Here is a 22453-nt window from a genome sequence, read left to right on the forward strand (position 1 = left end):
GTCGCAATCATGCTGATCGCCTACGCGGGCCTTTGCGCCTGCTATATGGCGACGACGAGCCCGGGCGCTGAATTCAGACCATCCAACGACGCCTGGATCCAGGTGCTGGTCGTCATCCCCGGCTTGGCGCTTTGGTTCGCTGGGCGCTGGCTCATGCGGCGCAGCAGCGCAGCGCCTCCGGCCGATCCGAAATGACCAAGCCGACCGGCAAATCCGACCCGGTGCTGGTATTCTTCGGCGGCGCGCTGTTGGCCATCGGCTGGCTTTCGGTGGTGCTGGGCGGGCTCTGCACCCTGGCGGTCGGCTTCTTCTCAATCGTCGGCGTCGGCGATCACGAGGGGCACGTGGCCCTCGAGGACTTCATGCCGGCGATCATCACGCTGGGCTTCGGGGCGGGCTGCGTCTGGGCCGGGCGGCGGATGCGGCGGCCGCCAGAGACAGTGGGACAGGACGATGGCGGACCGCGACCCGATTGAGCGCTTCGCCGCCTACGCGGTGATGCTGGTGGGCGGACTGATGCTGGGGCTGTCGGGCCTTTGCACCGCGGGCGTGGGCTGGGCCCAGATCGCCTATCTGTTCCAGCCTGGTCAGTCTGGAGGACTGGACTCGCTTGGCGGCTTGGTCACGACCGTGATCGCCCTCGCCATCTTTGGTGGGATCCCGATGGTGGCGGGCTTTCTGATCCTGCGATGGGGCCGACGCCTAAATGCGTCTGGCGCCCCGACCGGCGGCCAGCACGAGCCGTTGGCCGGCGCGATCGGCCTGGCGCTCGGTGGCGTCCTTGCGGTCGTTGGGGCCGCCGCCAGCCTCTGGCTGTTGGCGGTCGCGATCCAGACCTTGGCGCGGGGCGGTCGCGACAGCTTCTATGGCCTGATGGTCGCGCCCTTTGTTTTCATGACCGGCCTGCTGACGGCCTTCGGCCTGTGGCTGGCCATCAGCGCCTACCGGATGTGGCGCCCTAGGCCGCCGCCTTCTTCTGCTCCGCCGCCAGGCTGATCCTCGCCTTGGCCATTTCGTTGGCCACTTCGTGGGTCGGGCGGTGTTCGGACTTGGAGCGGTCCAGCACCTCGGCCAGCGTCTCCATCAGGCGGCCGAGCTTCATCTCCACCCACGCCGGGTCGAAGGCTTCGCCCCGGTCCAGCGCGCGGATCTCGCCGGCGACGTTGATGATGCCGCCGCCGTTGATCACATAGTCGGGCATGTAGAGCATGCCGCGCTCGTAGACCGCCGCGCCGATCTCGGGCTCGGCCAGCTGGTTGTTGGCGCCGCCGGCGATCACCTTGGCCTTCAGCTTGGGCAGGGTGTCGATGTTGATGGCGCCGCCCAGCGCGCAGGGGGCGAAGACCTCGGCCTCGGCGTCGAAGATGGCGTGCGGCGGAACGATCTTGGCGCCGGTCTTGTCGGCGACTTCGCGGAGCGCGTCCTGGTTGACGTCGGTGATGATCAGCTTGGCGCCGGCGGCGTGCAGCTTCTCGGCCAGGTAGGCGCCGACGTGGCCGACGCCCTGGATCGCCACGGTGACGCCATCGAGGTCGCGGTTCAGCGCCCGGCGCACGCCCAGCGTCACCCCCCGGAACACGCCCTCGGCGGTCACCGGGCTCGGGTCGCCCGAGGCGGCGGCGTGGCCGGTCAGGCCGGCCACGTAGCGGGTGGTCTTGCGCGCATGCATCAGGTCGGCCGGCGAGACGCCGACGTCCTCGGCGGTCCAGTACTTGCCGCCCACGTCCTCGACCGCGCGGCCGAAGGCTTCGAAGAGCGCCGGGGTCTTCATGGTCCGGCTGTCGCCGATGATCACGGCCTTGCCGCCGCCCAGCTCCAGGTCGGCCATGGCGTTCTTGTAGGACATGGCGCGCGAGAGCCTTAAGGCATCCTCCAGCGCCGCGTCGGCGCTGGGGAACGGCCACATGCGGCAGCCGCCGGCCGCGGGACCGCGGGCCGTGGAATGCACCGCGATGATGCATTTGAGGCCGGTTTTTTCGTCGAAAAAGGCGTGGACGCCTTCGTGGCCCTCGAATGCTGGGGAATCGAACAAGGTCATGCCGCGGACTTCACTGGTTCTGGGGGAAGGATTTGCGGGCCCAGCCTCTACGCCGGACCGGTTAACGGAACAACCCCGATCAGGCTCCGGCCGCCGCCTGGGCCCGCCCCTTCGTCGCATGCTGCCGGCCGCCGGGCGCGGTCGGGATCGGCGGCGCGCCGGACGGCAGCGGCGCGGCCGGATCCTTGATGAAGCTCAGCACGTCCTTCCACACCATCGGCCCTTGATGATCGCGCATCATCAGGTGCCAGCCGTGCGCGTAGTAGGCCGAGCGATCGGTCGCTTTCAGCTGCGCCGCCGCCTTGAACGCCGCGTTCTTCGGGATGATCTGGTCGTGGGCGCCGTAGAGGTAGAGCGTCGGCAGGCCGGCCTTCCCCACATCGTCGGCCGCCTTATCCATGGTCGAGACCAGGCCGTAGAGGGTGTCCGACCGCGCGCCCCAGATCATCAGCGGGTCCTTCCCCATGGCGATCAGTTCGTCGCGGTTGTCCGACGGGCTGACCTTGGAGGTGAGCCAGCGCGGCGGCTCATAGACCTTCTGGCCGGTGAAGTTGGCGGCGAACCACAGGAGGGTCTTGTTGGGCAGCGGCTGCGAGCGCCAGCCCCAGACCGCCGGCGACATCAGGATCAGCCGGTCGGCGGTGGGCGGCCGGTCAGAGGCGAAGGCCTCCGCCGCCACAGCGCCGCCCAGGCTCTCGCCGTCCACGACCAGAAGGGCGTGCGGATACTTCTGGCGCACCAGGGCGCAGACGGTGCGCAGGTCCTCAGTCATCAAGTCGTCGCCGGCCCAGACGCCCCGGCCAGGCGAGCGGCCAAAGCCGCGCTGGTCGTAGGCGATGGTGGTCACGCCCTGCTGCGCCCACCAGGGCGCGGCCATGTGGAAAGCGTTGGCGTAGTCGTTCATGCCGTGCACGCCGACGATCACCGCCCAGGGCTCACCGGACGTCGCGTCCCACTCAGAGAGGCCGAGCTTGGCGCCGTCAAAGCTGACGATGTCGCTGGCCTCGATGCGCGGGCCGCCAAAGCCCAGCGGCGGCTGACCGGCCTGCTGCACCATCAGCGGCGTGCAGGCGCCCAGCAGCAGGGCGGCGAAAAGGACGGCGAGGACGCGGATCATATCGTGGAACGACCTGCCAGAGCCTTTCGGCGGATTCTAGGCGCCCTCAAGTCGCAGCGTCGTCCGGCAGCGGCAGCCGCAGGCGATAGACGCCCTTGAAGTCGTCGGGATCGGCCGGCTTGTTGTGGCGCAGGATGACGAGCTTCCCCTGCCGCGCCAGTCCGCGGGCGACGGCGCGGACGTGTCCGAGGGTACGTCGCCAGCCCTCCGGATCGGCGGCGCGGGCCACATCCTCCGGCGAAACGGACTTGCCCGGGGCGACCTTGGCGAGGAGATCGAAGATGGCGGTCTCGATTTCGGCGCTCACTCAGCCGCCCCGCTTCAGAGTCTCACGCGCGATGACCACCTGCTGGATCTGGCTGGTGCCCTCGTAGATGCGGAAGATGCGCACGTCGCGGTAGAGCCGCTCGATGCCGTGGTCGGCGACATAGCCGGCGCCGCCGAAGATCTGCACCGCGCGGTCGGCGACACGGCCCACCATCTCGGACGCGAAGTACTTGGCCGCGGCCGCTTCCATGGTCACCGACTGGCCGGCGTCGCGCTTGCGGGCGGTTTCCATGGTGAGCGCCTTGGCCGCCAGACTCTCGGTCTTGGAGTCGGCGATCATCCCCTGCAGGAGCTGGAAGTTCGACAGCGCCTGGCCGAACTGCTTGCGCTCGCCCATGTACTCGACGCAGTCCTTGATCAGCCGCTCGGCGACGCCGACGCAGACCGCCGAGATGTGCAGGCGCCCGCGGTCCAGCACCTGCATGGCGACCTTGAAACCCTCGCCCTCGCGGCCCAGGCGGTTCTCCACCGGCACGCGGACGTTGTCGAAGATCACGTCGCAGATGTGGGCGCCCTGCTGGCCCATCTTCTTTTCGGGCTTGCCGACGGAGAGGCCCGGCAGGTTCCGCTCCACCAGGAAGGCCGACACACCGCCCGCGCCGGGCTTGTCCGGATCGCTTCGCGCCATGACCGTGAAGAGGTCGGCCTTGTTGGCGTTGGTGATGAACCGCTTGGCGCCGTTCAGGACGTAGTGGTCACCGTCGAGGATGGCGCGGGTCTGGACATTGGCGCTGTCGGACCCGGCCTCCGGCTCGGTGAGCGCAAACGAGGTGATGATCTCGCCCGACGCGATGCCGGGCAGGTACTTCTCCTTCTGCGCGTCGGTGCCGAACATGCACAGGCCCTGGCTGCCGATGCCGACGTTGGTGCCGAAGGCCGAGCGGAAGGCCGGGCTGGTGCGGCCGAGCTCGACCGCCACCAGGCACTCGTCCTCCATGGAGAGGTCGAGGCCGCCGTACTGTTCGGGGATCGAGAGGCCATAGAGGCCGAGCGCCTTCATCTCGTCGAGGAGATCGTCGGGCATGGCGTCGTCTTCGGCGACCTTGGCCTCCAGCGGCCGCAGGCGCTCGGCGACGAACCGGCGGACGGTGTCGATCAGCTGATCGCGGGTTTCAAGATCGAGGGCCACGGTCAGGCGCGCTCGAAGATCGCGGCGATACCCTGGCCGCCGCCGATGCACATGGTCTCCAGGCCGTACTTGCCGTCGCGGCGCTGCAGCTCCCGCAGCAGATTGGCGAGGATGCGGCCGCCGGTGGCGCCGATCGGGTGGCCGAGCGAGATGCCCGAGCCGTTGACGTTCAGCCGGTCGCGCTCGTCCCAGCCCCAGCCCTTCAGCACCGCCAGCACCTGCGGGGCGAAGGCCTCGTTGAGCTCGACGAGGTCGATATCGTCCCAGCCTAGGCCGGTGCGTTCGAAGAGCCGCTTCACAGCCGGGACCGGGCCGATGCCCATGCGCGAAGGCTCGCAGCCGGCCGCGGCCCAGCTCACGAACCAGCCCATCGGGTCGAGGTTCAGCTCGGCCAGCTTGTCCTCGGAGACCACCAGGCAGGCGGCGGCCGCGTCGTTCTGCTGGCTGGCGTTGCCGGCGGTGACCACGCCGTCCTTCTCGATAGGACGCAGCTTGCCCAGGCTCTCGGCGGTGGCGTCGGCGCGGACGCCTTCGTCCATGCGGAAGATGATGGGATCGCCCTTCTTCTGCGGCACCGAGACCGGCACCACCTCGTCGTCGAACTTGCCGGCGGCCCAGGCGGCGGCGGCGCGCTTGTGGCTCTCGGCGGCGTATTCGTCCGACGCTTCGCGACTGATCTGATAGTCGCGGGCCAGGTTGTCGGCGGTCTCGATCATGCCGCTGATCACCCCGAAGCGCTCGATGGGCTGGCTCATCACCCGGCCGCGCGCCAGTCGGTCGTGCAGGGTGACCGAGCCCATCCGGGCGCCTTTACGCATATCGTTGGTGTAGTACTCGGTGTTGCTCATGCTCTCGACGCCGCCGGCCACGACCACGTCGGCGACGCCGGTCTGCACCATCATCGCCGCGTCGACCACCGCCTGCAGGCCCGAGCCGCAGCGGCGGTCGAGCTGGTAGCCGGGCACCTCGATCGGCAGGCCCGCCGCCAGCGCCGACCAGCGTGCGATGCAGGGCGCCTCGCCCGACGCATAGCCCTGGGCGAAGATCACGTCGTCGATCTTGCCCGGATCGATCCCGGTCCGCTCCACCAGCGCCCTCAGCACCACCGCGCCCAGGTCGCCGGCGGTGATGTCGCTGAGCGCGCCCAGGTATTTGCCCACACCGGTGCGGATGGGGGAGACGATGGCGGCGCGTTTCATGGGGTCGGTCCTGTGGTCCTAAGCTGGACGTCCCTATAGCGCGCCTCCCGCGACGGCGTCCAAGCCGATCACTCGAACTCTTCCCAGGCGCCATTACGCCGGAGCAGCAAGCGGTCACACAGGAAATCGGACGTCCGATAGCCGGCGGCCAGTCTTCTCAGTAGTTGGATAAGTTCACTGTCACCGAACCTGGCGACGACAACTTGGTCGCGCTCGATGGGGCAGACGACGAGGTCCCCTTCCGACGCGAAATGGGGATGTCGCCAGAACTCCTCGACCGCAAGAACGCTCGCGGCCAAACCAGTCCCGGTCTTAAGCGTGGTCACCTTTCCCCGCTCCATTTTTGGCGGCACGGGATCGATTCGAGCGCGGAGATTCTCGAAGGCCCGCCGCCAGATGGCGTCTTCGTCCATTCCGAGCTCGTCGCGCAGTTCGCAGGCCGTCGCCATTCTGAAGCCTGCGGGTTGATCAACCGCCACGACAGCGATCAGCCCCGCAGCGATATCATGCGCAAGTCCGCGGTCATCGCTGCCTCTCTCTCCCACCTGAAACGATTCTGGCCGAGTCAGCACGATGAGGCTCTCTGGCGTCGCGGCCGCAGGCTCATAGACAGCCAAGTCCGCGAGTTGTCGGATGACGAGATCCATCTGTTGCGGATTCTCGAGATAGTAGGCGTACCCACGACCAACGTTGCCTTCGCCGCCACCGATCGTCTTCATCCCCGCCTCGCCGACCCGCTCGATCTCAAGGTCTGGCCGCATGCGCAGCACTTCCTCGATCACTCTCTCCCTGAACTCAAAGAGGGCTAGCGGCGGCTTGCGCCGCAACCCAAGCCGTTCGAGCAAACCCTTCCCCATTCCCTACCTCCATGCTTTGAGAAGCTTCCCTTAGCTCACCTAGAACAGACTGTGAACATGGACGGCGGCGAACTCGACACCAACTACACCTCCAAGATGGTCACCATCACCGAGGGCGAGTGGGCCGGCTGGAACCAGTATCCGGGCGGCGATCCGTTCGAGGATCTGGCCGGGCCGTTCTATTGCCGCATCGACAAGGAGGGCCGCCGGCTCAGCGCCTTCCGCGCCGAGCACAAGCACATGAACGGCGGCATGTTCATGCATGGCGGCTGCGTCATGACCTTCGCCGACTTCTCCCTCTTCTGGATCGCCCGCGACGCCATCGAGGGCCAGAGCAGCGTCACCGCCACCTTCAACGCCGAACTCGTCGGCACCTGCGGGGTCGGCGATCTGGTGGAATGCCGCGGCGAGGTGGTGAAGGCCGGCCGCAGCATGGTCTTCCTGCGCGGGATCATCACCAACGCCTCGGACGGCGGCGCGCCGATGATGAGTTTCTCCTCCGTCCTCAAAAAGACCACCCGGCGTTCCTAGATATCCGCCCAAGATAAGGGGACTGGACAGGCCTTGCCGCCTTGTCCCCCTATGGACGGGTACGGAGGACCAGGATGATCGAGGCCGCCTGCCATTGCGGGGCCGTGAAGCTGACGGCGCCCGCCGCGCCGCACACGGTGACGGAGTGCAACTGCTCGATCTGCCGCAAGCTCGCCGCCCGCTGGGCCTACTATTCGCCGGCCGAGGTGGGCATGCCCAAGGCGGGGTCCACTCAGCCCTACGTCTGGGGCGACCGCATGCTGGCCTTCCACCGCTGCAAGACCTGCGGCGTCGCCACCCACTGGCAGAGTCTCGACGGCGCCCAGGAGCGGATGGCCATCAACGCGCGGCTGGTCGACGGGCTCGACTGGCCCGCGATCCGCATCCGCCAGTTCGATGGGGCGGACACCTGGAAGTACCTGGACGAGTAGCCGGGTGATCCTCTCCGCGCTCGACCTGTCGCCGGTCACCGGCGACGCCACGCAGGCTGAGGCCGTGCGCCAGACGATCGAGGTCGCCCGCGCCGCCGAGCGCGTCGGCTATCACCGCCTGTGGCTGGCGGAGCATCACAATATCGCAGCCCTCGGCTCGCCCGCCCCGGAGATCCTGATCGCGGCGTTGACCCAGGCGACCAGCACCATCCGGCTGGGGTCCGGCGGCGTCATGCTGGTGAACCACTCGCCGTTGAAGGTCGCCGAGGTGTTCATGGAGCTGGAGGCCTTGGCGCCGGGCCGGATCGACCTCGGCCTTGGCCGCGCGCTCGGGACCGACGCACGGACCGGCGGCGCCCTGCGCTCGGTGGGCTCGGAGGCCTTCCCGCAGTATTTCCACCTGCTGACCAGTTGGCTGCTTGATGCGTCGGGCAAGGCGCCGATCGGCGATGAGCACCCGCTGCACGGCATCCACGCCAGTCCCGCCGGCCCGTCGCATCCGCAGGTCTTCGTGCTCTGCACCTCGGAGGAGAGCGCGATCTTCGCCGGCCAGATGGGCGTCGGCATGGTCTTCGCCGAGTTCATCGCCCGCGCCGAGGGCGGGGCGGCGGTGGCGGCCTACCGTAAGGCTTTCCAACCCTCGGCGCTCAGCGCCGAACCCTGGGCCGGGATCGCCTTGATCGCCTATGCCGCCGAGACCAGTGAGCAGGCCTGGGCGGAGGATGCGCTGCGCCGCGCGGCCACCGTCTCGATGCTGTCCGGCCGCCGGCGGCGGTTCACCGACCTGGCGAGCGCCGAAACCTTCCTGGCCGAACATGCCGGCACGCCGGTCCGTGCGCTCGTCGAAGGCCAGGCCCTGGCCGCGGACGCCGCAACCGTCCATGGGCGCCTCGCCGACAAGGCGCACCGCGCCGACGCCGACGAAGTCTTCGTCCTGGCCACCGGCCCCAGCCTTGACGCGCGCATCCGCTCGCTTGAACTGATCGCCCAGGTCCATCGGAGCGCCGCATGAGGTTCGCGACCCTGCTCGCCGCCGCCGTCCTGGCCCTCCCCGCCGCCGCCTTGGCAGCGCCGCTGTTCCAGCCCTGGATCGACGGGACGCATGCGGCCGAGCCGCAGATGCAGGTGCAACGCTACGACGCCGACACCTATGTCATCCGCCAGTCGGTGAAGACCAACTTCGAGGCGCCCTTCCTCTATCTGCTGTTCGGTCAGGACAGGGCGCTGTTGCTCGACACCGGCGCCGGCGGCCTGGCCGTGCGGCCGACCATCGACGGCGTCATCGCCGACTGGCTCAAGGCGCATCGTCGCGCCTCGATCCCGCTGGTGGTCGCCCACACCCACAGCCACGGCGACCACCGCTCGGGCGACGGCGAGTTCATGGACCGGCCGGACACCGTTGTCGTTGGCTGGACTCCGCCCGAGGTCGCCGCCTTCTTCAAGATCGCCGACTGGCCGCGCGACATCGTCAAGTTCGACCTCGGGCGCCGCGTGCTCGACGTCGTCCCGACGCCCGGCCACCACCCCTCGCACATCATGTTGTTCGACGAGAAGACGCATCTGCTGCTGTCCGGCGACACCCTCTATCCGGGCCGCCTCTATGTGCCGGCGGACCAGCTTGCGGCCTACCGCGACAGCATCGACCGCGTCGTCGCCTTCACCAGAACGCGCAAGGTCAGCCATATCCTGGGGGCCCATATCGAGATGACCACGACCGCCGGCCAGGATTTCCCGATGCGCGCGCCGGCGCACCCGAGCGAGCATCGCCTCGAACTGCCCTACGCCGACCTCCTCGAGCTGCAGGCGGCGGTTCACGAGATGGGGGACAAGCCGGTGCGCGACAAACACGACGACTTCATCGTCTGGCCCCTGCCCCCAACGCCAACCCCCGCGCCGCCTGCGCCCAAACCGGCCGGCTGAACCGGCGCCTTCGAAGAGCGTTGCCTCAACCATGGCCAAAGCCCCCTCGCGTCCGAAGATCCTGATCGTCGGCGCCGGCCCCTGCGGCCTGACCGCGGCGCTGGAGCTGGCCCGGCGCGGCTACCATCCGCGGATCATCGACAAGGCCCCAGGCCCGACGCCGCTCAGCAAGGCGGTCGGGATCAATCCGCGCAGCCTGGAAATCCTCGAGCCCACCGGCGTCACCGACCGGCTGATGGCCCAGGGCATCCGCATGCAGGGCGTCCAGGCCCGCTACGAGGGCCGCCTGCTGGCCGAAATCCAAATCAGCCGCCTGCCGCACCGCTTCAACTTCATGCTGGCCTTGCCGCAGAGCGAGACCGAGACGGTGATGGAGGACGTGCTCGTCAGCCTGGGCGTGCGACCCGAATGGAATGTCGAGCTGACCGACATCCGCCTGGCCGGCGGCAAGGTGGAGGCGGAACTCAGGGGCGCCCACGGCGGAACCTTCGACTATGTGTACGGCGCCGACGGCGCGCACAGCCGGGTGCGCGAGGTGCTGAACCTCGGCTTCTCCGGCTACACCCACAAGCGCCTGTGGAGCATCGCCGACGCGACGATCCCGGACTGGCCCTATCCGGAGGCCACCGCCATGGCCAACCTGCACGGGAACGGCGACATGGGCTTCATCATCCCGATCGGCCCCAAGCGGTTCCGGGCGGTCGCCAATACGTCCGATGCGCTCAGCCAACTGCCCGGCGTCGAGAGCGCGCAAGTCAGCCAGAGCGACACCTTCCACATTCCGGTGCGCCAGGCCGACAGCTATCAGACCGGCGGCGTCTTCCTGGGCGGCGATGCGGCCCACGTCCATTCGCCGATCGGCGCGCGCGGCATGAATCTGGGCATCGAGGACGCCTTCGTCTTCGTCCGCCGCCTCGCGGAGGGGACGCTGGATGGCTACACCTCCGAGCGGCATCCGGTCGGGCGCCGCTGGATCCTGCTCAGCGAGCGGCTGTTGGCCGGCGTGCAGCTTTCCAACCCGCTGCTGATCCCCCTGCGCAACCTGGCCCTCAGCACCCTCGCCCACCTGACCGCCGTGCAGCAGCCGATGATGGCGCGCGTGGCGGGTCTGCGAGAGTAGGAGGCCTCCTTCAGGCGGCTTGCGGCATCCCCGCCTTGGCCGCCGGGCGGGCGGACATGGCGGCGTGCCAGCGCACGACGTTAGTCAGGTCCTCGGGCGGCTTCACCTTGATCATCCGAGCGAAGTCCAGGCCGATGAAGGCCACGACGTCGGCGATGGTGATCCGCTCGGCGGCGATCCAGTCGCGGCCTGCAAGCCGGCGGTCGAAGAACTTCAGCGCCTTCAGCGCGCTGTCGCGGCTGTGCTCGCCGACGGCGGCGTTCTGCTGCTCGAGCGCCGCCATCGCCGGATGGGTGTGGCGCACGCCGATCATCATCGGATGCGCCACCATCAGCTCGGCGCGGCGCAGCCACATCTCGATGATGGCGGTCTCCTCGGGTCCACGGCCGAACAGGTTCGGCTCCGGGTAGCGGCTCTCCAGATAGCGGCAGATGGCGACGGACTCGCCGATGGTGGTCCCATCGTCGAGCTCCAGAGCCGGCACCACCGGCAGGCCGGCCTTGGCCACATAGTCCGGCGCGCGCTGCTCGCCCTGCATCAGGTTCAGCGTGATGACCTCGATGTCGTCGATGCCCTTCTCGGCCATGAACCAGCGGACCCGGCGCGGATTGGGGGCGAGTAGGGTGTCGTAGAGTTTCATGGCTTGCTCGGAGCGGCTGTGGGGGAGGTCGTGTCGGTGGCCGCGGCCGGATTGGGCGCCAGCGTCGGCTGCAGCACCGGCGGCGCGGGCCTGGCGGGCGGCGGCGGTTCGTGGCCGAATAGTTCGCTTGGCATGAAGCCCACCACGGACGCGGTCAGGCAGGTGGCCAGGAAGCCGGCCATCATCGCCTTCCAGACCATGCCCATGATTTCGGCGCGGCGCTCGGGCACCAGCACCGAGTAGCCGGCGACATTGATGCCCACCGAAGCGATGTTGGCGAAGCCGCACAGCGCATAGGTCATGATCACCCGCGTCCGCTCGTCGATGGCGCCGGCCGGGATCGCGCCCATGCGGATGAAGGCGGTGAACTCGGTCAGCACCAGCTTCACGCCCAGCAGCGAGCCCGCCGTCGGCGCATCGGCCCAGCGGATGCCGAGCGCCCAGGCCAGCGGCGCGAAGACGAAGCCCAGGATGCGCTCCACCGAGATCGGCGCGCCGCCCACCGGCGGGATCATCCCCAGGATGCCGTTGACCATCGCCACCAGGGCGACGAACACGATCAGCGTGGCTGCGATGTTGAGCACGATGGAAAGGCCGTCGCTGGTGCCCTTGATCAGCGCGTCGACCGAGCTTTCGTAGACCTTGTCCTCCTCGGGGCTCAGCGGTTCGGAGACCTCGGTTTCCGGCATCCGCGGCACCAGGATGCGGGCCAGCAGGATACCCGCCGGGGCGGAGATGATCGAGGCGGTCAGCACGTGGCTGGCGGCGTTGGGCAGCACGTCCTTCAGGATCGTCGCATAGGCCACCATGGTCGAGCCGGAGACGCAGCTCATGCCGACCGCGATCAGCATGAAGAGCTCCGACCGCGAGAGCCTGGGCAGGTAGCTGCGGATGAAGATCGGGCCTTCCACCTGGCCCATGAAGACGGTGGCGGCGGTGGCCAGCGCCGGCGGCCCGCGCAGGCCCATGGTCTTTTCGAAAACGATGCCGAAGCCCTGGGTGATCCAGCGCAGGATCCGCCAGTGCCACAGAAGCGCCGCCAGCGCGCAGACCACCAGGATCACCGGCAGCACGCGGAAGGCGAAGACGAACAGCGAGCCCGGGTCGGTCAGCGCATAGGGCTGGTTCGGCGTGCCGGCCAGAAAGCCGAACACGAAGGCGACGCCGGCCTGGGTCGAGGCCGATAGCCCGTCCACCGCATGGCCGACGCCCTGCAGGGCGGAGCGCAGCGCTGGCAGGCCGAACAGCGCCAGCACCAGCGCCGCCTGCACCAGCACCGCGCCGATGGCCAGCTTCCACGGGAACCGGCGGCGGTCCTCCGACAGCGCCCAGCAAAGGCCGATCGCCAGAGCGACGCCCACCAGGCTCTGCGCATTCTCAAGACGGAACATCAAACCGCGATCCCCTCCGCCGCGCCCAAGTCTGCAAACTTGAGTCTCGCGGCCCCCAAACCGGCGATAGAGCGGCAGAAGCCCGATCTGTGCAAGGTGGGTGCGCGCAAGATTGCAGCCTGCGGAACCCTGCGGACTCTGCTAGACTCTGTGGCTCAAAACGGACGGGCGCCCGGCCTATCGCGAGAGCGCCCGCGCAAGGGAGCAGGGCTATGGGCAAGGGCGTCTCGATCGCTGCGATGGTAGCGTGTGCTTTGGCGGCGGCCGGCGCCGCCCAGGCGGCTGAGAAGGCCTACAGCCCACCGCGCACCAGTTCCGGCCATCCCGACCTCACCGGCGTCTGGTCCAACGCCTCGGTGACAAACCTGACGCGCGCGCCGGGCGTGGGCTCGCTGGTGGTCGACCAGGCCCAGGCCGCCAAGCTCGCCAAGGAGAGCCCTTTCGAAAAGCTTGCCGAGGCCGAGGAAGGCCCGTCGAACCTGAACGACAACCTGCTCAAGGACGGCAACAACGACCGCGGCTACAACACCTTCTGGATCGACCCGGGCAAGAGCCTGGCCAATGTGAAGGGGCAGTTCCGCACCTCGTGGATCGTCGAGCCGGCCAACGGCCAGTTGCCGCTATCCGAGGCCGGCCGCAAGCTGCTCACCGCCTTCCGCGCCGAGCGGGCCAACCACCTGTTCGCCGGGCCGGAATACCTGCCGCTGCCGGAGCGCTGCCTGATCGGCTTCACCGGGGCCGGCGGTCCCGGCATGCTGAACACGATCTACAACAACAACTATCAGATCGTGGAGACGCCCGACGCCATCGTCATCGACGTGGAGATGGTCCACGACGCCCGCGTCATCCCGCTGTTCAAGTCAAAGGCCGAGGCCATCGCGCACCACCGCCCGGCGACCATGGCGCCGTGGCTGGGCGACTCCGTCGGCTGGTGGGACGGCGACACCCTGGTGGTCGACACCGTCAATGTGAACCCGCAGGAGGGCCGCGGCGGCCCGATCTTCCTGTCGGACAAGGGCCATGTGACGGAGAAATTCACGCGCTCTTCAGCGACCCAGATCTTCTACGAGTTCCAGGTCGAGGACCCGGTCTACTACACGCAAGCCTGGCGCGCGGAGGAGAGCCTGAACGCGCGCCAGGAGCACGTCTACGAATACGCCTGCCACGAGGGCAACTACGCCATGGCCGGCATCCTGGGCGGCGCGCGCAGCCAGGAGGCCCAGGGCATCAAGCCGTCCATGGGCCCCGGCATCTTCGGCACGCCCATTCCGGAGAAGGCCAAGCCCGGCCAGTAGCCGGCCGGGCGCCTTCCGGCGGCGGATTACAAAGGTTTAATCGGGCGGATCGCATCTGACGCGACGCCCTCGCGTCTCCTTGTCATTGAGCGCCTCCCACGCTCGCGAAAGGTCGGCTGTTGCGTCCCTGCTACCGGGATTTGACTGGCCCCCTGGCGGCGGCGGGACCACCTGGCGCTCGAACGGGAGGGACCTCCATGTCGCTGGCTCTGGCCACGCTGCTTTACGAGTGGAAGCGCTACAGCGCCGCCATGGTCGCGCTCGCCTTCTCGGGCCTGCTGATCCTGGCCCAGGTCGGCATGTTCACCGGCATCGTGAAGGGCATCACCGCTTCGATCGACCGCTCGCGGGCGGACATCATGATCCTGGCGCCTAAGAACGACAGCCTGATCAATTCCGGCCCCAATGGCCTGCCCGAGCGCATCCAGCCGCTGATCTACCTCAACCCGCAGGTCACCGAGGTCGAGAGCCTCGACGGCGACGGCGCGCGCTGGGTCAATACACCGGAGCCCGGCAAGAAGGCCGTGACCACCTTCGTCAACACCTTCGACGTCGACCCGACGCCGGGCTCGGTCACCCTGCCGATCGACTATCCGGAATCGATCCGGCTCGCCCTGCTCGAGCCCTATGCGGTGATCATGGACAAGACCGCGCTGGCGCGGCTCGGCACCCATCTGGGCGCCACCGCGACGCTCGGCGGCAAGACCGTGCACGTGCGCGGCGTGCTGGAAAACTACCCCAACGTCGATCAGCCGACCGTCTACATGTCGCGCGACACGCTTCGGCTGCTGGGCATGGGCCCGAAGAACGGCAAGACCGGTCCCCTGATGGTGCGCCTGAAGGATCCGACAAAGGCCCTGCAGGTCCGCGACGAGTTGAACGCCGCCAGCCACGGCGCCTACAAGGCCTGGAGCAAGCCGGACCTCGCCGCGGCCAATGAAAAGGCCCTGATGGGCGAGCAGATCATCGGCATCTTCCTGGGCTTTTCGCTGTTCCTGGGCCTGTTGATCGGGGTCGGCATCACCTCGCAGACCCTGCGCGGCGCGATCCTGGCCAGCATCAAGGAGTTCGCCAGCCTGCGGGCCCTCGGCGTCTCCATGCGCTCGCTCAGCGCCATCGTCTTCGAGCTGTCGCTGTGGGTCGGCGTGGCCGGCCTGATCGCCACCGGCGTCTTCACCTTCCTCGTCTATCTGCTGGGCAGCAGCATGGGCATGCCGATGGGCTTCCCGCTGCCCTGGGTGATCACTGTGGTGATCCTGCTCGCCGCCATCTCGATCCTCTCGGGGCTCTTCTCCCTGGGCATCCTCAAGAAAAGCCAACCTGCGGACCTGCTGCGATGAGCTCTTCCCAACCTGCCCTGGTGGCCAAAGGCCTCGCGAAGCGCTTCAAGACCGGGCGCACCCACATCGAGGTGCTGAAGTCGGTCGACTTCGAGGCCCTGCACGGCGAAGTGACCATGGTGATGGGCCCGTCGGGCTCGGGCAAGTCGACCCTGGTCGCCGCACTCTCCGGCCTCTTGCGGCCCGACGCCGGGTCGGTCAGCGCCATGGGCCAGGACATCTGGGCGCTGAAGCCCAACAAGATCGACCGCTTCCGGCTCGACCACTGCGGCTTCATCTTCCAGGGCTTCAACCTGTTCCCGGCGCTGACCGCGCGCCAGCAGGTGGAGATCATCCTGAAATACAAGGGCTTCTCCCGCTCCGAGGCCCGCCACAAGGCGGCGATCGCGCTCACCGAGGTCGGCCTGGAGATGCGTATGAACTCGCGCCCCTCCGAAATGTCCGGCGGCGAGAAGCAGCGCGTGGCCATCGCCCGCGCGCTCGCCAAGGACCCGCAGCTGCTGTTCGCCGATGAGCCGACCAGCGCGCTGGACGGCGAGAACGGCCAGGTGGTGATCAAGCTCCTGCAGCGCGCCGCCAAGTCGTTCGGCGCCGCGGTCGTCGTCGTCACCCACGACCCCAGGCTGGAAGCCTACGCCGACCGCATCATCCACATCGAGGACGGTCACATTCTCGACGACCGGCGCGCTGACCCCCTGTCGACGCCCGAACCCCATCACCACCACCCCGAATTCGCCGGGGCCTAAGGACCATCGTCATGCTTGCCCTCGCCCGTAACCGTATCGTCTGGTTCGTCGCCGTCCTCGTCGTGATGGTCGCCGCCGGCGGCGTCTTCTGGAACAGCCAGGCCGCCGCCAAGAAGACCCAGGCCGCCAAGGTCGCCGCCGCCAACGCGCCCAAGAGCCCCTACGTCGCCATCGCCAACGGCAAGGCCGACGTGGAAGGCGGCGTGATCCAGGTCGCCGCCCGCACCTCGGGCATCGTCCGTGAGGTGCTGGTGCAGGAAGGCGACGACGTGAAGAAAGGCCAGATTCTGGCCCGCCTGGAGGACGAACAGCCGCGCCTGGCCGCCGACGAAGCCGCCGCGGAACTGCGCCAGGCCAAGGCCCAGGTCGCCCTGCTGCAGGTGCAGATCTCGACCGCCAAGCGCGAGTTCAACCGCCTGCAGCCGCTGATCGAGAAGAACTTCGCGGCCCGCCAGCAGGTGGACCAGGCGCAGGATGCGATCCGCCAGTCCGAAGCCGGGCTGGAGGCGCAGAACGCCGCCATCGCCACCTATCAGGCCAAGCTGAACGAGGCGCAGTACAATCAGGAGCTGACCATCATCCGCGCCCCGGCCGACGGCCGCATCGTGCGCCGCTACGCCAATCCGGGCGCCGGCGCCTCGACGCTCAACGTCTCCAACATGTTCGACCTTGAGCCCAAGGCCAACCGCATCGTCCGCGCCGAGATCTCCGAGAGCGCGCTCCCCTTCGTGCTGATCGGCCAGAACGTGCAGCTCTCGCCCGAAGCCGATCCGGCCAAGGTGGTGCAGGGCAAGGTGCTGCGCCGCGCCGCGGTGTTCGGCGCCCGCAAGCTGCAGTCGGACGATCCGACCGAACGCACCGACGAACGCGTCGTCGAAGTGGTCGTCGCCACCGACGGCGCGCCCTTCCTGATCGGCCAGCGGGTGCTGGTGAAGTTCATGCGCACCCAGCAGCAGGCCCAGGCGAACACCCCGGCGGTGGGATAGGCCGCAGGGGTGTCGCCGGCGCCCGGGGATTTTCGGGCCGCCGGCAAAAGGCTCGCGCACCCAGGCGCGAGATAGGGGCGTTCGGCAGGCCGCCGCCAACCCGGCCTGTCGGGCGCCCCTTACCTGTTCCGTCAGCCGCCTTGACGCCTCCCGCGCCGCGCCGCACAAGGCGCGCCGAATTCCAGCGCTTCTCCAGAGAGGACTCCCCATGGCGGACATCCGCTTCGACGGCAAAGTGGCCATTGTCACCGGCTCCGGCGGGGGCCTCGGCCGCCAGCACGCGCTTGAGCTCGCCCGGCGCGGCGCCAAGGTGGTGGTCAACGACCTGGGCGGGTCGGTCGACGGCTCCGGCGGCGGCTCGGACGCGGCGAACGCCGTGGTGGAAGAGATCAAGGCCTTCGGCGGCGAAGCCATCGCCAACGGCTCCTCGGTGACCGACGACGCCGGCGTCGCCCTGATGGTCAAGCACGCCATGGACGCCTGGGGCCGCATCGACATCCTGGTCGCCAATGCCGGCGTGCTGCGCGACAAGACCTTCGCCAAGATGGAGATCGCCGACTTCGAGTTCGTGCTGAACGTCCACCTGCTGGGCACGGTGAAGCCGGCCAAGGCCGTCTGGGAGATCATGCGCGAGCAGAACTACGGGCGCATCGTCTGCACGACCTCGTCCTCCGGCCTCTATGGCAACTTCGGCCAATCGAACTATGGCGCCGCCAAGCTCGGCATCGTCGGCTTCATGAACACGCTGAAGCTCGAGGGTCAGAAGAACAATATCCACGTCAACGCCGTGAGCCCCGTCGCCGCCACGCGGATGACCGAGAACCTCGGCATGCCGCAGGAGATCTTCGACCGCCTGAAGCCGGAATATGTGACGCCGGGCGTGGTGTTCCTCTGCTCGGAGGAGGCGCCCACCGGCTGCATCATGACCGCCGGCGCCGGCGCCTTTGCGCTCGCCCGCATCGTCGAGACCGAGGGCGTCTACCTGGGCGAAGGCGGGCTGTCGGTGGAAGAGGTCCGCGACAACTGGAGCAAGATCACCGACCCGGCCGGCCAGCAGGCCTATCAGGCCGGCGGCGAACAGACGGGCAAGTTCTTCCGCAAGCTGCAGGGCGGCTGACGCCCGTTCCCGGAGCGGCGCTCCGCGAGCGACATTACGCCGAATCCACTTGCGCGGCTGAGGCCCCGCGCGCGTAACCTTCTCCGCTGACCGCACCCGCCAGAGGCGCGGCGTCGAGGAGGTTTGCGTTTGGCCAAATCCGCCGCGAGTGCGCCCCTGTCGCTGGGCTCCATCCTCACCTTCGCCTGCTGCTACCTGCCGTTCTCGGCGCTCAACACCTCGGTGGCGGTGCAGGTGCCCAACTACTTCGCCCGCCATATCGGCCTGGGCCTGGCGGTCGGCGGCGTGTTCGGCCTGATCCGGCTGATCGACATCCCGCTAGACCCGTTCCTGGGCCTGGTGATGGACCGCACGCGCACGCCGCTCGGCCGCTACCGGCCGTGGATGATGCTGGGCGCGCCGGTGCTGATGGCGGCGATCTACATGATGTACGAGGCGCCGGTGGGCGCATCTCGCGGCTATCTGCTGTTGTGGCTGCTGATCATGTACCTGGGCATGTCGCTGCTGTTGCTGGCGGCCAACGCCTGGGCGGCGGCGCTGGCGGCGAGCTACACCCAGCGCTCGCGCATCTTCGGCGCCATGCAGGGCCTGGGAACGCTCGGGGCCATCGCCATCCTGGTGATCCCGATCCTCACCCACAACATGCACAAGACCGACGCCCAGGGCATCCAGGCCGTCGGCTGGTTCCTGGTGATCATGGCCCCGGTGACCATCGCGCTCGTGACATTGCGCACGCCCGAGCCGCTAAAGCATATGGCGACCAGCCGGGTGCGGCTCGCCGACTACGCGAGCCTGCTGGCGCGGCCCAATGTGCTGCGCCTGATCGCCGCCGACTTCTTCATCATCATGGGCCCGGCCTGGATGAGCGCGCTCTACCTGTTCTTCTTCACCGACAGCCGGGGGTTCTCAGTCTCGCAGGCCAACCTGCTCTTGGTGTTCTACATCGCCGCCGGACTGGTCGGGGCCCCGGCCACGGCCTGGCTCGCCAACCGCGTCAGCAAGCACCGGGCGCTGGCGGTGACCGCCGTCGGCTATTCGCTGATGCTGGTGGTGATCTTCCTGTCGCCCAAGGCCAGCGTGCCGATCGCCGCGCCGGCGATGTTCCTGGCCGGTGCGCTCGCCTCCGGCAGCGTGGTGATGATCCGCTCGCTCACCGCCGACATCGGCGACGAGATCCGTCTGGAAAAGGACCAGCATCAGATCGGCCTGCTTTACGCGATGACCAGCGGCACCACCAAGGCGGCCGGCGCGTTCGCGGTCACCCTGACCTTCTGGGTGCTGGACCTGGTGGGCTACAATCCGGCCGAGCATGCGGTGAACGGACCCGCGCAGATTCGCGGCCTGGAGCTCGCCTACGCCATCGGCCCGATCGTCTTCGTGATGCTCGGAGGCGCCTGCTTCCTCGGCTACAAGCTGTCGGCCGAACGCCACGCCGACATTCGCCGCCAGCTCGACGCGCGCGACGCCGCCTACGACGAGGCCCCGGTGATCCAGGGTTTGACCGGGTCGGGAGAGGTCGCGGTCTCGGGCTCGTGACCGTCCGCGGCGCCCAAAAGCCCTTGCGCGTCCGAAATCTACGGGCTTCCCTGCTTGGATAACCACCCCATCAGAGGGTGACCTAGTCATATTGGGAGACGCACAGTGACTGTAAGCTCGGGGGCCCCCGTGGGCCGGATGCCGCTACCGCGGCTGCTCGCCTTCTCCCTCGGCAGCATCCCTGCCTACATGCTGATCTCGATGACCGGCGTCTATCTGCCGCCGTTCTACGCCGGCAAGATGGGCGTCACCCTCACCGTCATCGGCGCGACCATCGGCCTGCTGCGGCTCGCCGACCTGGGGCTCGACATTGCCCTGGGCTGGCTGATGGACAAGACCCGCACGCCGCTCGGCCGCTATCGGCCCTGGTATCTGGCCGGCCTGCCGGTGCTGTGGCTGTCGGTCTACAAGGTGTTCAACCCGCCGGCGAACCCCGACACCACCTACCTCTTTGTCTGGTACATCCTGCTCTATGTCGCCTATTCGATGCTGGTGCTCGGGCACTCGGCCTGGGCCGCGACGATCAGCGGCAAGTACCACGAGCGCTCGCGGATGTTCGGCTGGATGCTGGGCGTCGGCGTGGCCGGCTCGTCGTTCCTGGGCCTGTTGCCGAAGCTGACCAACGGCAAGATCGCGCCCGCCGACCCGGGCAGCATCCCGACCATCGGCTGGATCATCATGGCGGTCAGCACGGTCGCGGTGGTCATCGCCTTCTTCTCGACGCCGGAACGCTCGACGCCCGTGGCGGCCAAGGAGCGCAACACGCTCAAGGACTACTTCGCGGTGATCACCAACCCGTCGATGTTCCGGCTGGTGGCGGCGGACCTGTTCCTGATCCTGGGCCCGGGCGCGAGCGCGCCGATCTATCTGTTCTTCTTCCACGAGGCAAAGGGCTTCACGCCCGCCAACGTCGGCCTGCTGCTGATCCCCTATGGCGCGGCGGGCATCCTGGCGGCCCCGATCTGGGCGAAGATCGCCCAGCGCCTCGGCAAGCACCGCACCGTGCAGGTGGCCGGCGTCTGCTATGCGATTTTCCAGACGATCCTGATGCTGGTCCCGGCCGGCATGTTCTGGCCGACCTTCCTCAGCATGTTCAGCGTCGGCTTCTGCGCGGCGGCCTTCATCGTGCTGATCCGCGCCATGGTGGCGGACGTCGCCGACGAACTTAGGCTCACCACCGGCCAGGAGCGCTCGGGCGTGCTCTATGCCTTGGTGACGCTGACGCAGAAGCTCGGTTCGTCGCTGGCGGTGGCGATCATCTATCCGATCCTCGACCTGTTCCACTATGTGGCCAAGCCCGGCTATCACAACACGCCGGAAGCCATCCGGGGCCTGGAGATTTGCTACGTCTTCGCGCCCATCATCCTGGTCGTCGTCGGGTCGGTCTGCCTGGTCGGCTACAAGCTCGACGCCAAGCGGCAGAACGAGATCCGCACCGCGCTGGAGGAACTTGACGCGAAGGACTACGCCGCCAGCCTGGAGGCGCTGGGCGGGCCCGGCGAAAAGATCGCCGCGGCCGAATAGCTCAGAGCAGGCGGCGCGCGATGTCCATGAAGACGTGCGCCGCCGGGCTGTCGGGATGGGTGGCGACGAGCGGCGCGCCGTCGTCGCCGGACTGACGCACGGCGACCTCTATCGGCACTTGGCCCAGCAGGGGCACGCCCAGCGCCTGGGCCTCCCTGGCCGCGCCGCCCTCGCCGAAGATGTGGATGCGCGCGCCGCTTGTGGGGTCGGAGAACCAGGCCATGTTCTCCACCACGCCCAGGATCGAGGCGCCGGTCTTGCGGAACATCGTCGCGCCGCGCCGCGCGTCGATCAGCGCGATCTCCTGCGGCGTCGAGACGATCACCACCCCGTCGAGCTGCAGCCGCTGAACCAGCGTCAGCTGGATGTCGCCGGTGCCGGGTGGCAGGTCGATGATCAGCACGTCCAGCGGATCAGCTTCCGTCCCCCAGACGCTGTTCATCAGGGTACGCAGCGCCGAGGACGCCATCGGCCCCCGCCAGATGTTGGCCGTGCCGTCCTCGACGATGAAGCCGATGGACATGACCTTCACGCCCCAGGCCATCAGCGGGATCAGCCGCTTGTCCTCATCGAAGGTCGGCTCGTCCCTGATGCCCATCATGTGCGGTGCGGACGGGCCATAGATGTCGGCGTCCAGCAGCCCCGCCTTCAGGCCCAGGCGCGCGAAGGCCGCCGCCAGGTTCACCGAGACCGTCGACTTGCCGACCCCGCCCTTGCCGCTGGCGATGGCGATCACCTTGCCGACGAAGGCCGGGCGCTCGGCCTCGGCCATGGGCGATAGCTTCGCCTGCGGGTCTTCCTGCACCCGCGCGGTGGGCCGGCGCGGCGTGACGCGCAGGTTCACCTGCGGCCCCGCCGTCTCGGCGGTCAGCACCACCTGGGCGGTGGCGACGCCGGCGACGGCCGCCATGGCGCGTTCGGCCGCCTCGCGGACCGGGGCGTAGCGGGCGGTCTCGGTGGCCGGGATCTCCAGCATGAACGCCGCCTTGGCGCCCCGGATCGTCAGACCCCGCACCAACCCGGCCGCGGTCAGGCCCTTGCCGGTCCTGGGGTCCTCCACGCGGTCCAGCGCGGCCAGGATTTCGTCTCGATTCGGGGCGGGCTGTTCGCTCATGACGCCTTAAGCTTGCTTTGACCCCTGTTGGGTCTCATATCCGGTCAGGACTGCGCCGGTTTACACGCCCGCCGCGGCCGGATCGACCACAACAA

24 protein-coding genes are annotated in these 22453 nt (G+C 68.4%); 15 read left to right on the top strand and 9 right to left on the bottom strand.

Translation table 11 applies throughout. The features are described from left to right. Positions 1-9: 9 nt before the first annotated feature. From VKQ35_RS01815 to VKQ35_RS01825, 3 genes are read left to right on the top strand one after another with little or no spacing between them, the layout of a single operon-like run. Positions 10-195: a hypothetical protein gene (locus tag VKQ35_RS01815; RefSeq protein WP_324358338.1), complete on the top strand. Its 186-nt coding sequence runs from the start codon at positions 10-12 to the stop codon at positions 193-195. Further along, positions 192-476 carry a hypothetical protein gene (locus tag VKQ35_RS01820; RefSeq protein ID WP_324358339.1) on the top strand — a complete coding sequence of 95 codons (285 nt, stop codon included), beginning with the start codon at positions 192-194 and terminating at the stop codon, positions 474-476. Before VKQ35_RS01815 ends, VKQ35_RS01820 begins: the two co-directional genes overlap by 4 nt. After that, positions 454-996 (top strand): hypothetical protein, encoded by a 543-nt coding sequence (locus tag VKQ35_RS01825; RefSeq protein ID WP_324358340.1) that lies wholly within the window; start codon positions 454-456, stop codon positions 994-996. The genes VKQ35_RS01820 and VKQ35_RS01825 overlap by 23 nt, the downstream gene beginning before the upstream one ends. Here VKQ35_RS01825 and VKQ35_RS01830 read toward each other — a convergent pair. From VKQ35_RS01830 to VKQ35_RS01855, 6 genes are all read right to left on the bottom strand, one after another. Continuing rightward, positions 959-2038, bottom strand: coding sequence for a Glu/Leu/Phe/Val dehydrogenase (locus tag VKQ35_RS01830; protein WP_324358341.1), 1080 nt, complete (start codon positions 2036-2038; stop codon positions 959-961). The genes VKQ35_RS01825 and VKQ35_RS01830 overlap by 38 nt on opposite strands. 79 nt (positions 2039-2117) lie before the next feature. Next, positions 2118-3155, bottom strand: a complete 1038-nt coding sequence (locus VKQ35_RS01835; protein ID WP_324358342.1) for an alpha/beta fold hydrolase — start codon at positions 3153-3155, stop codon at positions 2118-2120. A gap of 46 nt (positions 3156-3201) precedes the next feature. Beyond that, a complete protein-coding gene (locus tag VKQ35_RS01840) occupies positions 3202-3462 on the bottom strand; it encodes a DUF3253 domain-containing protein (RefSeq protein WP_324358343.1) in 261 nt (86 codons plus the stop codon). Beyond that, entirely contained in the window at positions 3463-4611 is a 1149-nt protein-coding gene (locus tag VKQ35_RS01845) for an acyl-CoA dehydrogenase family protein (RefSeq protein ID WP_324358344.1), read from the bottom strand. A gap of 2 nt (positions 4612-4613) precedes the next feature. Continuing rightward, complete coding sequence (locus VKQ35_RS01850; RefSeq protein ID WP_324358345.1) at positions 4614-5810, bottom strand: acetyl-CoA C-acetyltransferase; 1197 nt, start codon at positions 5808-5810, stop codon at positions 4614-4616. 68 nt (positions 5811-5878) lie between these two features. Next, complete coding sequence (locus tag VKQ35_RS01855; RefSeq protein ID WP_324358346.1) at positions 5879-6667, bottom strand: hypothetical protein; 789 nt, start codon at positions 6665-6667, stop codon at positions 5879-5881. 57 nt (positions 6668-6724) lie between these two features. On the opposite strand from VKQ35_RS01855, the gene VKQ35_RS01860 reads away from it, so the two are divergent. The 5 genes from VKQ35_RS01860 (at position 6725) to VKQ35_RS01880 (ending at position 10669) form a co-directional block, all read left to right on the top strand. Beyond that, positions 6725-7198 carry a PaaI family thioesterase gene (locus VKQ35_RS01860; RefSeq protein WP_324358380.1) on the top strand — a complete coding sequence of 158 codons (474 nt, stop codon included), beginning with the start codon at positions 6725-6727 and terminating at the stop codon, positions 7196-7198. 74 nt (positions 7199-7272) lie between these two features. Then, the gene (locus tag VKQ35_RS01865) at positions 7273-7629 is read left to right on the top strand and encodes a GFA family protein (RefSeq protein ID WP_324358347.1); all 357 of its coding nucleotides are present in this window, start codon (positions 7273-7275) and stop codon (positions 7627-7629) included. A gap of 4 nt (positions 7630-7633) precedes the next feature. Next, positions 7634-8641: an MsnO8 family LLM class oxidoreductase gene (locus tag VKQ35_RS01870; protein WP_324358348.1), complete on the top strand. Its 1008-nt coding sequence runs from the start codon at positions 7634-7636 to the stop codon at positions 8639-8641. Further along, positions 8638-9549, top strand: a complete 912-nt coding sequence (locus VKQ35_RS01875) for an MBL fold metallo-hydrolase (protein WP_324358349.1) — start codon at positions 8638-8640, stop codon at positions 9547-9549. The genes VKQ35_RS01870 and VKQ35_RS01875 overlap by 4 nt, the downstream gene beginning before the upstream one ends. A 31-nt stretch (positions 9550-9580) precedes the next feature. Further along, positions 9581-10669: an FAD-dependent oxidoreductase gene (locus tag VKQ35_RS01880; RefSeq protein ID WP_324358350.1), complete on the top strand. Its 1089-nt coding sequence runs from the start codon at positions 9581-9583 to the stop codon at positions 10667-10669. A 10-nt stretch (positions 10670-10679) separates the two neighbouring features. Here VKQ35_RS01880 and VKQ35_RS01885 read toward each other — a convergent pair whose 3' ends face one another. Together VKQ35_RS01885 and VKQ35_RS01890 are read right to left on the bottom strand one after the other, a co-directional pair. Further along, positions 10680-11309 carry a glutathione S-transferase gene (locus VKQ35_RS01885; protein WP_324358351.1) on the bottom strand — a complete coding sequence of 210 codons (630 nt, stop codon included), beginning with the start codon at positions 11307-11309 and terminating at the stop codon, positions 10680-10682. Further along, positions 11306-12700 carry a NupC/NupG family nucleoside CNT transporter gene (locus VKQ35_RS01890; RefSeq protein ID WP_324358352.1) on the bottom strand — a complete coding sequence of 465 codons (1395 nt, stop codon included), beginning with the start codon at positions 12698-12700 and terminating at the stop codon, positions 11306-11308. Before VKQ35_RS01890 ends, VKQ35_RS01885 begins: the two co-directional genes overlap by 4 nt. Positions 12701-12912: 212 nt before the next feature. On the opposite strand from VKQ35_RS01890, the gene VKQ35_RS01895 reads away from it, so the two are divergent. From VKQ35_RS01895 to VKQ35_RS01925, 7 genes are all read left to right on the top strand, one after another. Next, entirely contained in the window at positions 12913-13995 is a 1083-nt protein-coding gene (locus VKQ35_RS01895; RefSeq protein WP_324358353.1) for a hypothetical protein, read from the top strand. Between the two features lie 197 nt (positions 13996-14192). Then, positions 14193-15335 carry an ABC transporter permease gene (locus VKQ35_RS01900; protein ID WP_324358354.1) on the top strand — a complete coding sequence of 381 codons (1143 nt, stop codon included), beginning with the start codon at positions 14193-14195 and terminating at the stop codon, positions 15333-15335. Further along, the gene (locus tag VKQ35_RS01905) at positions 15332-16081 is read left to right on the top strand and encodes an ABC transporter ATP-binding protein (protein WP_324358355.1); all 750 of its coding nucleotides are present in this window, start codon (positions 15332-15334) and stop codon (positions 16079-16081) included. Before VKQ35_RS01900 ends, VKQ35_RS01905 begins: the two co-directional genes overlap by 4 nt. Before the next feature lie 11 nt (positions 16082-16092). Then, positions 16093-17067: an efflux RND transporter periplasmic adaptor subunit gene (locus tag VKQ35_RS01910; protein ID WP_324358356.1), complete on the top strand. Its 975-nt coding sequence runs from the start codon at positions 16093-16095 to the stop codon at positions 17065-17067. Between the two features lie 208 nt (positions 17068-17275). After that, positions 17276-18184 (top strand): SDR family NAD(P)-dependent oxidoreductase, encoded by a 909-nt coding sequence (locus tag VKQ35_RS01915; RefSeq protein WP_324358357.1) that lies wholly within the window; start codon positions 17276-17278, stop codon positions 18182-18184. A 129-nt stretch (positions 18185-18313) separates the two neighbouring features. Continuing rightward, positions 18314-19720 (top strand): MFS transporter, encoded by a 1407-nt coding sequence (locus VKQ35_RS01920; protein WP_324358358.1) that lies wholly within the window; start codon positions 18314-18316, stop codon positions 19718-19720. A 138-nt stretch (positions 19721-19858) separates the two neighbouring features. After that, complete coding sequence (locus VKQ35_RS01925) at positions 19859-21244, top strand: MFS transporter (protein WP_324358359.1); 1386 nt, start codon at positions 19859-19861, stop codon at positions 21242-21244. A 1-nt stretch (position 21245) separates the two neighbouring features. Here the strand turns inward: VKQ35_RS01925 and VKQ35_RS01930 are convergent, their stop codons facing one another. After that, a complete protein-coding gene (locus VKQ35_RS01930) occupies positions 21246-22358 on the bottom strand; it encodes an Mrp/NBP35 family ATP-binding protein (RefSeq protein ID WP_324358360.1) in 1113 nt (370 codons plus the stop codon). Positions 22359-22453 lie beyond the last annotated feature (95 nt).

The sequence above is a fragment of the Phenylobacterium sp. genome, assembly GCF_035309685.1.
In the GTDB taxonomy this organism is placed as follows: Bacteria; Pseudomonadota; Alphaproteobacteria; order Caulobacterales; family Caulobacteraceae; genus Phenylobacterium.

What these genes read in the sequence shown, in the direction of transcription:
- VKQ35_RS01815 (WP_324358338.1), top strand. Translation starts at nt 10, where the DNA reads ATGCTGATCGCCTACGCGGGCCTTTGCGCCTGCTATATGGCGACGACG.
- VKQ35_RS01820 (WP_324358339.1), top strand. Translation starts at nt 192, where the DNA reads ATGACCAAGCCGACCGGCAAATCCGACCCGGTGCTGGTATTCTTCGGC.
- VKQ35_RS01825 (WP_324358340.1), top strand. Translation starts at nt 454, where the DNA reads ATGGCGGACCGCGACCCGATTGAGCGCTTCGCCGCCTACGCGGTGATG.
- VKQ35_RS01830 (WP_324358341.1), bottom strand. Translation starts at nt 2,038, where the DNA reads ATGACCTTGTTCGATTCCCCAGCATTCGAGGGCCACGAAGGCGTCCAC.
- VKQ35_RS01835 (WP_324358342.1), bottom strand. Translation starts at nt 3,155, where the DNA reads ATGATCCGCGTCCTCGCCGTCCTTTTCGCCGCCCTGCTGCTGGGCGCC.
- VKQ35_RS01850 (WP_324358345.1), bottom strand. Translation starts at nt 5,810, where the DNA reads ATGAAACGCGCCGCCATCGTCTCCCCCATCCGCACCGGTGTGGGCAAA.
- VKQ35_RS01855 (WP_324358346.1), bottom strand. Translation starts at nt 6,667, where the DNA reads ATGGGGAAGGGTTTGCTCGAACGGCTTGGGTTGCGGCGCAAGCCGCCG.
- VKQ35_RS01860 (WP_324358380.1), top strand. Translation starts at nt 6,725, where the DNA reads ATGGACGGCGGCGAACTCGACACCAACTACACCTCCAAGATGGTCACC.
- VKQ35_RS01865 (WP_324358347.1), top strand. Translation starts at nt 7,273, where the DNA reads ATGATCGAGGCCGCCTGCCATTGCGGGGCCGTGAAGCTGACGGCGCCC.
- VKQ35_RS01875 (WP_324358349.1), top strand. Translation starts at nt 8,638, where the DNA reads ATGAGGTTCGCGACCCTGCTCGCCGCCGCCGTCCTGGCCCTCCCCGCC.
- VKQ35_RS01880 (WP_324358350.1), top strand. Translation starts at nt 9,581, where the DNA reads ATGGCCAAAGCCCCCTCGCGTCCGAAGATCCTGATCGTCGGCGCCGGC.
- VKQ35_RS01885 (WP_324358351.1), bottom strand. Translation starts at nt 11,309, where the DNA reads ATGAAACTCTACGACACCCTACTCGCCCCCAATCCGCGCCGGGTCCGC.
- VKQ35_RS01890 (WP_324358352.1), bottom strand. Translation starts at nt 12,700, where the DNA reads ATGTTCCGTCTTGAGAATGCGCAGAGCCTGGTGGGCGTCGCTCTGGCG.
- VKQ35_RS01895 (WP_324358353.1), top strand. Translation starts at nt 12,913, where the DNA reads ATGGGCAAGGGCGTCTCGATCGCTGCGATGGTAGCGTGTGCTTTGGCG.
- VKQ35_RS01900 (WP_324358354.1), top strand. Translation starts at nt 14,193, where the DNA reads ATGTCGCTGGCTCTGGCCACGCTGCTTTACGAGTGGAAGCGCTACAGC.
- VKQ35_RS01905 (WP_324358355.1), top strand. Translation starts at nt 15,332, where the DNA reads ATGAGCTCTTCCCAACCTGCCCTGGTGGCCAAAGGCCTCGCGAAGCGC.
- VKQ35_RS01910 (WP_324358356.1), top strand. Translation starts at nt 16,093, where the DNA reads ATGCTTGCCCTCGCCCGTAACCGTATCGTCTGGTTCGTCGCCGTCCTC.
- VKQ35_RS01915 (WP_324358357.1), top strand. Translation starts at nt 17,276, where the DNA reads ATGGCGGACATCCGCTTCGACGGCAAAGTGGCCATTGTCACCGGCTCC.
- VKQ35_RS01925 (WP_324358359.1), top strand. Translation starts at nt 19,859, where the DNA reads ATGCCGCTACCGCGGCTGCTCGCCTTCTCCCTCGGCAGCATCCCTGCC.
- VKQ35_RS01930 (WP_324358360.1), bottom strand. Translation starts at nt 22,358, where the DNA reads ATGAGCGAACAGCCCGCCCCGAATCGAGACGAAATCCTGGCCGCGCTG.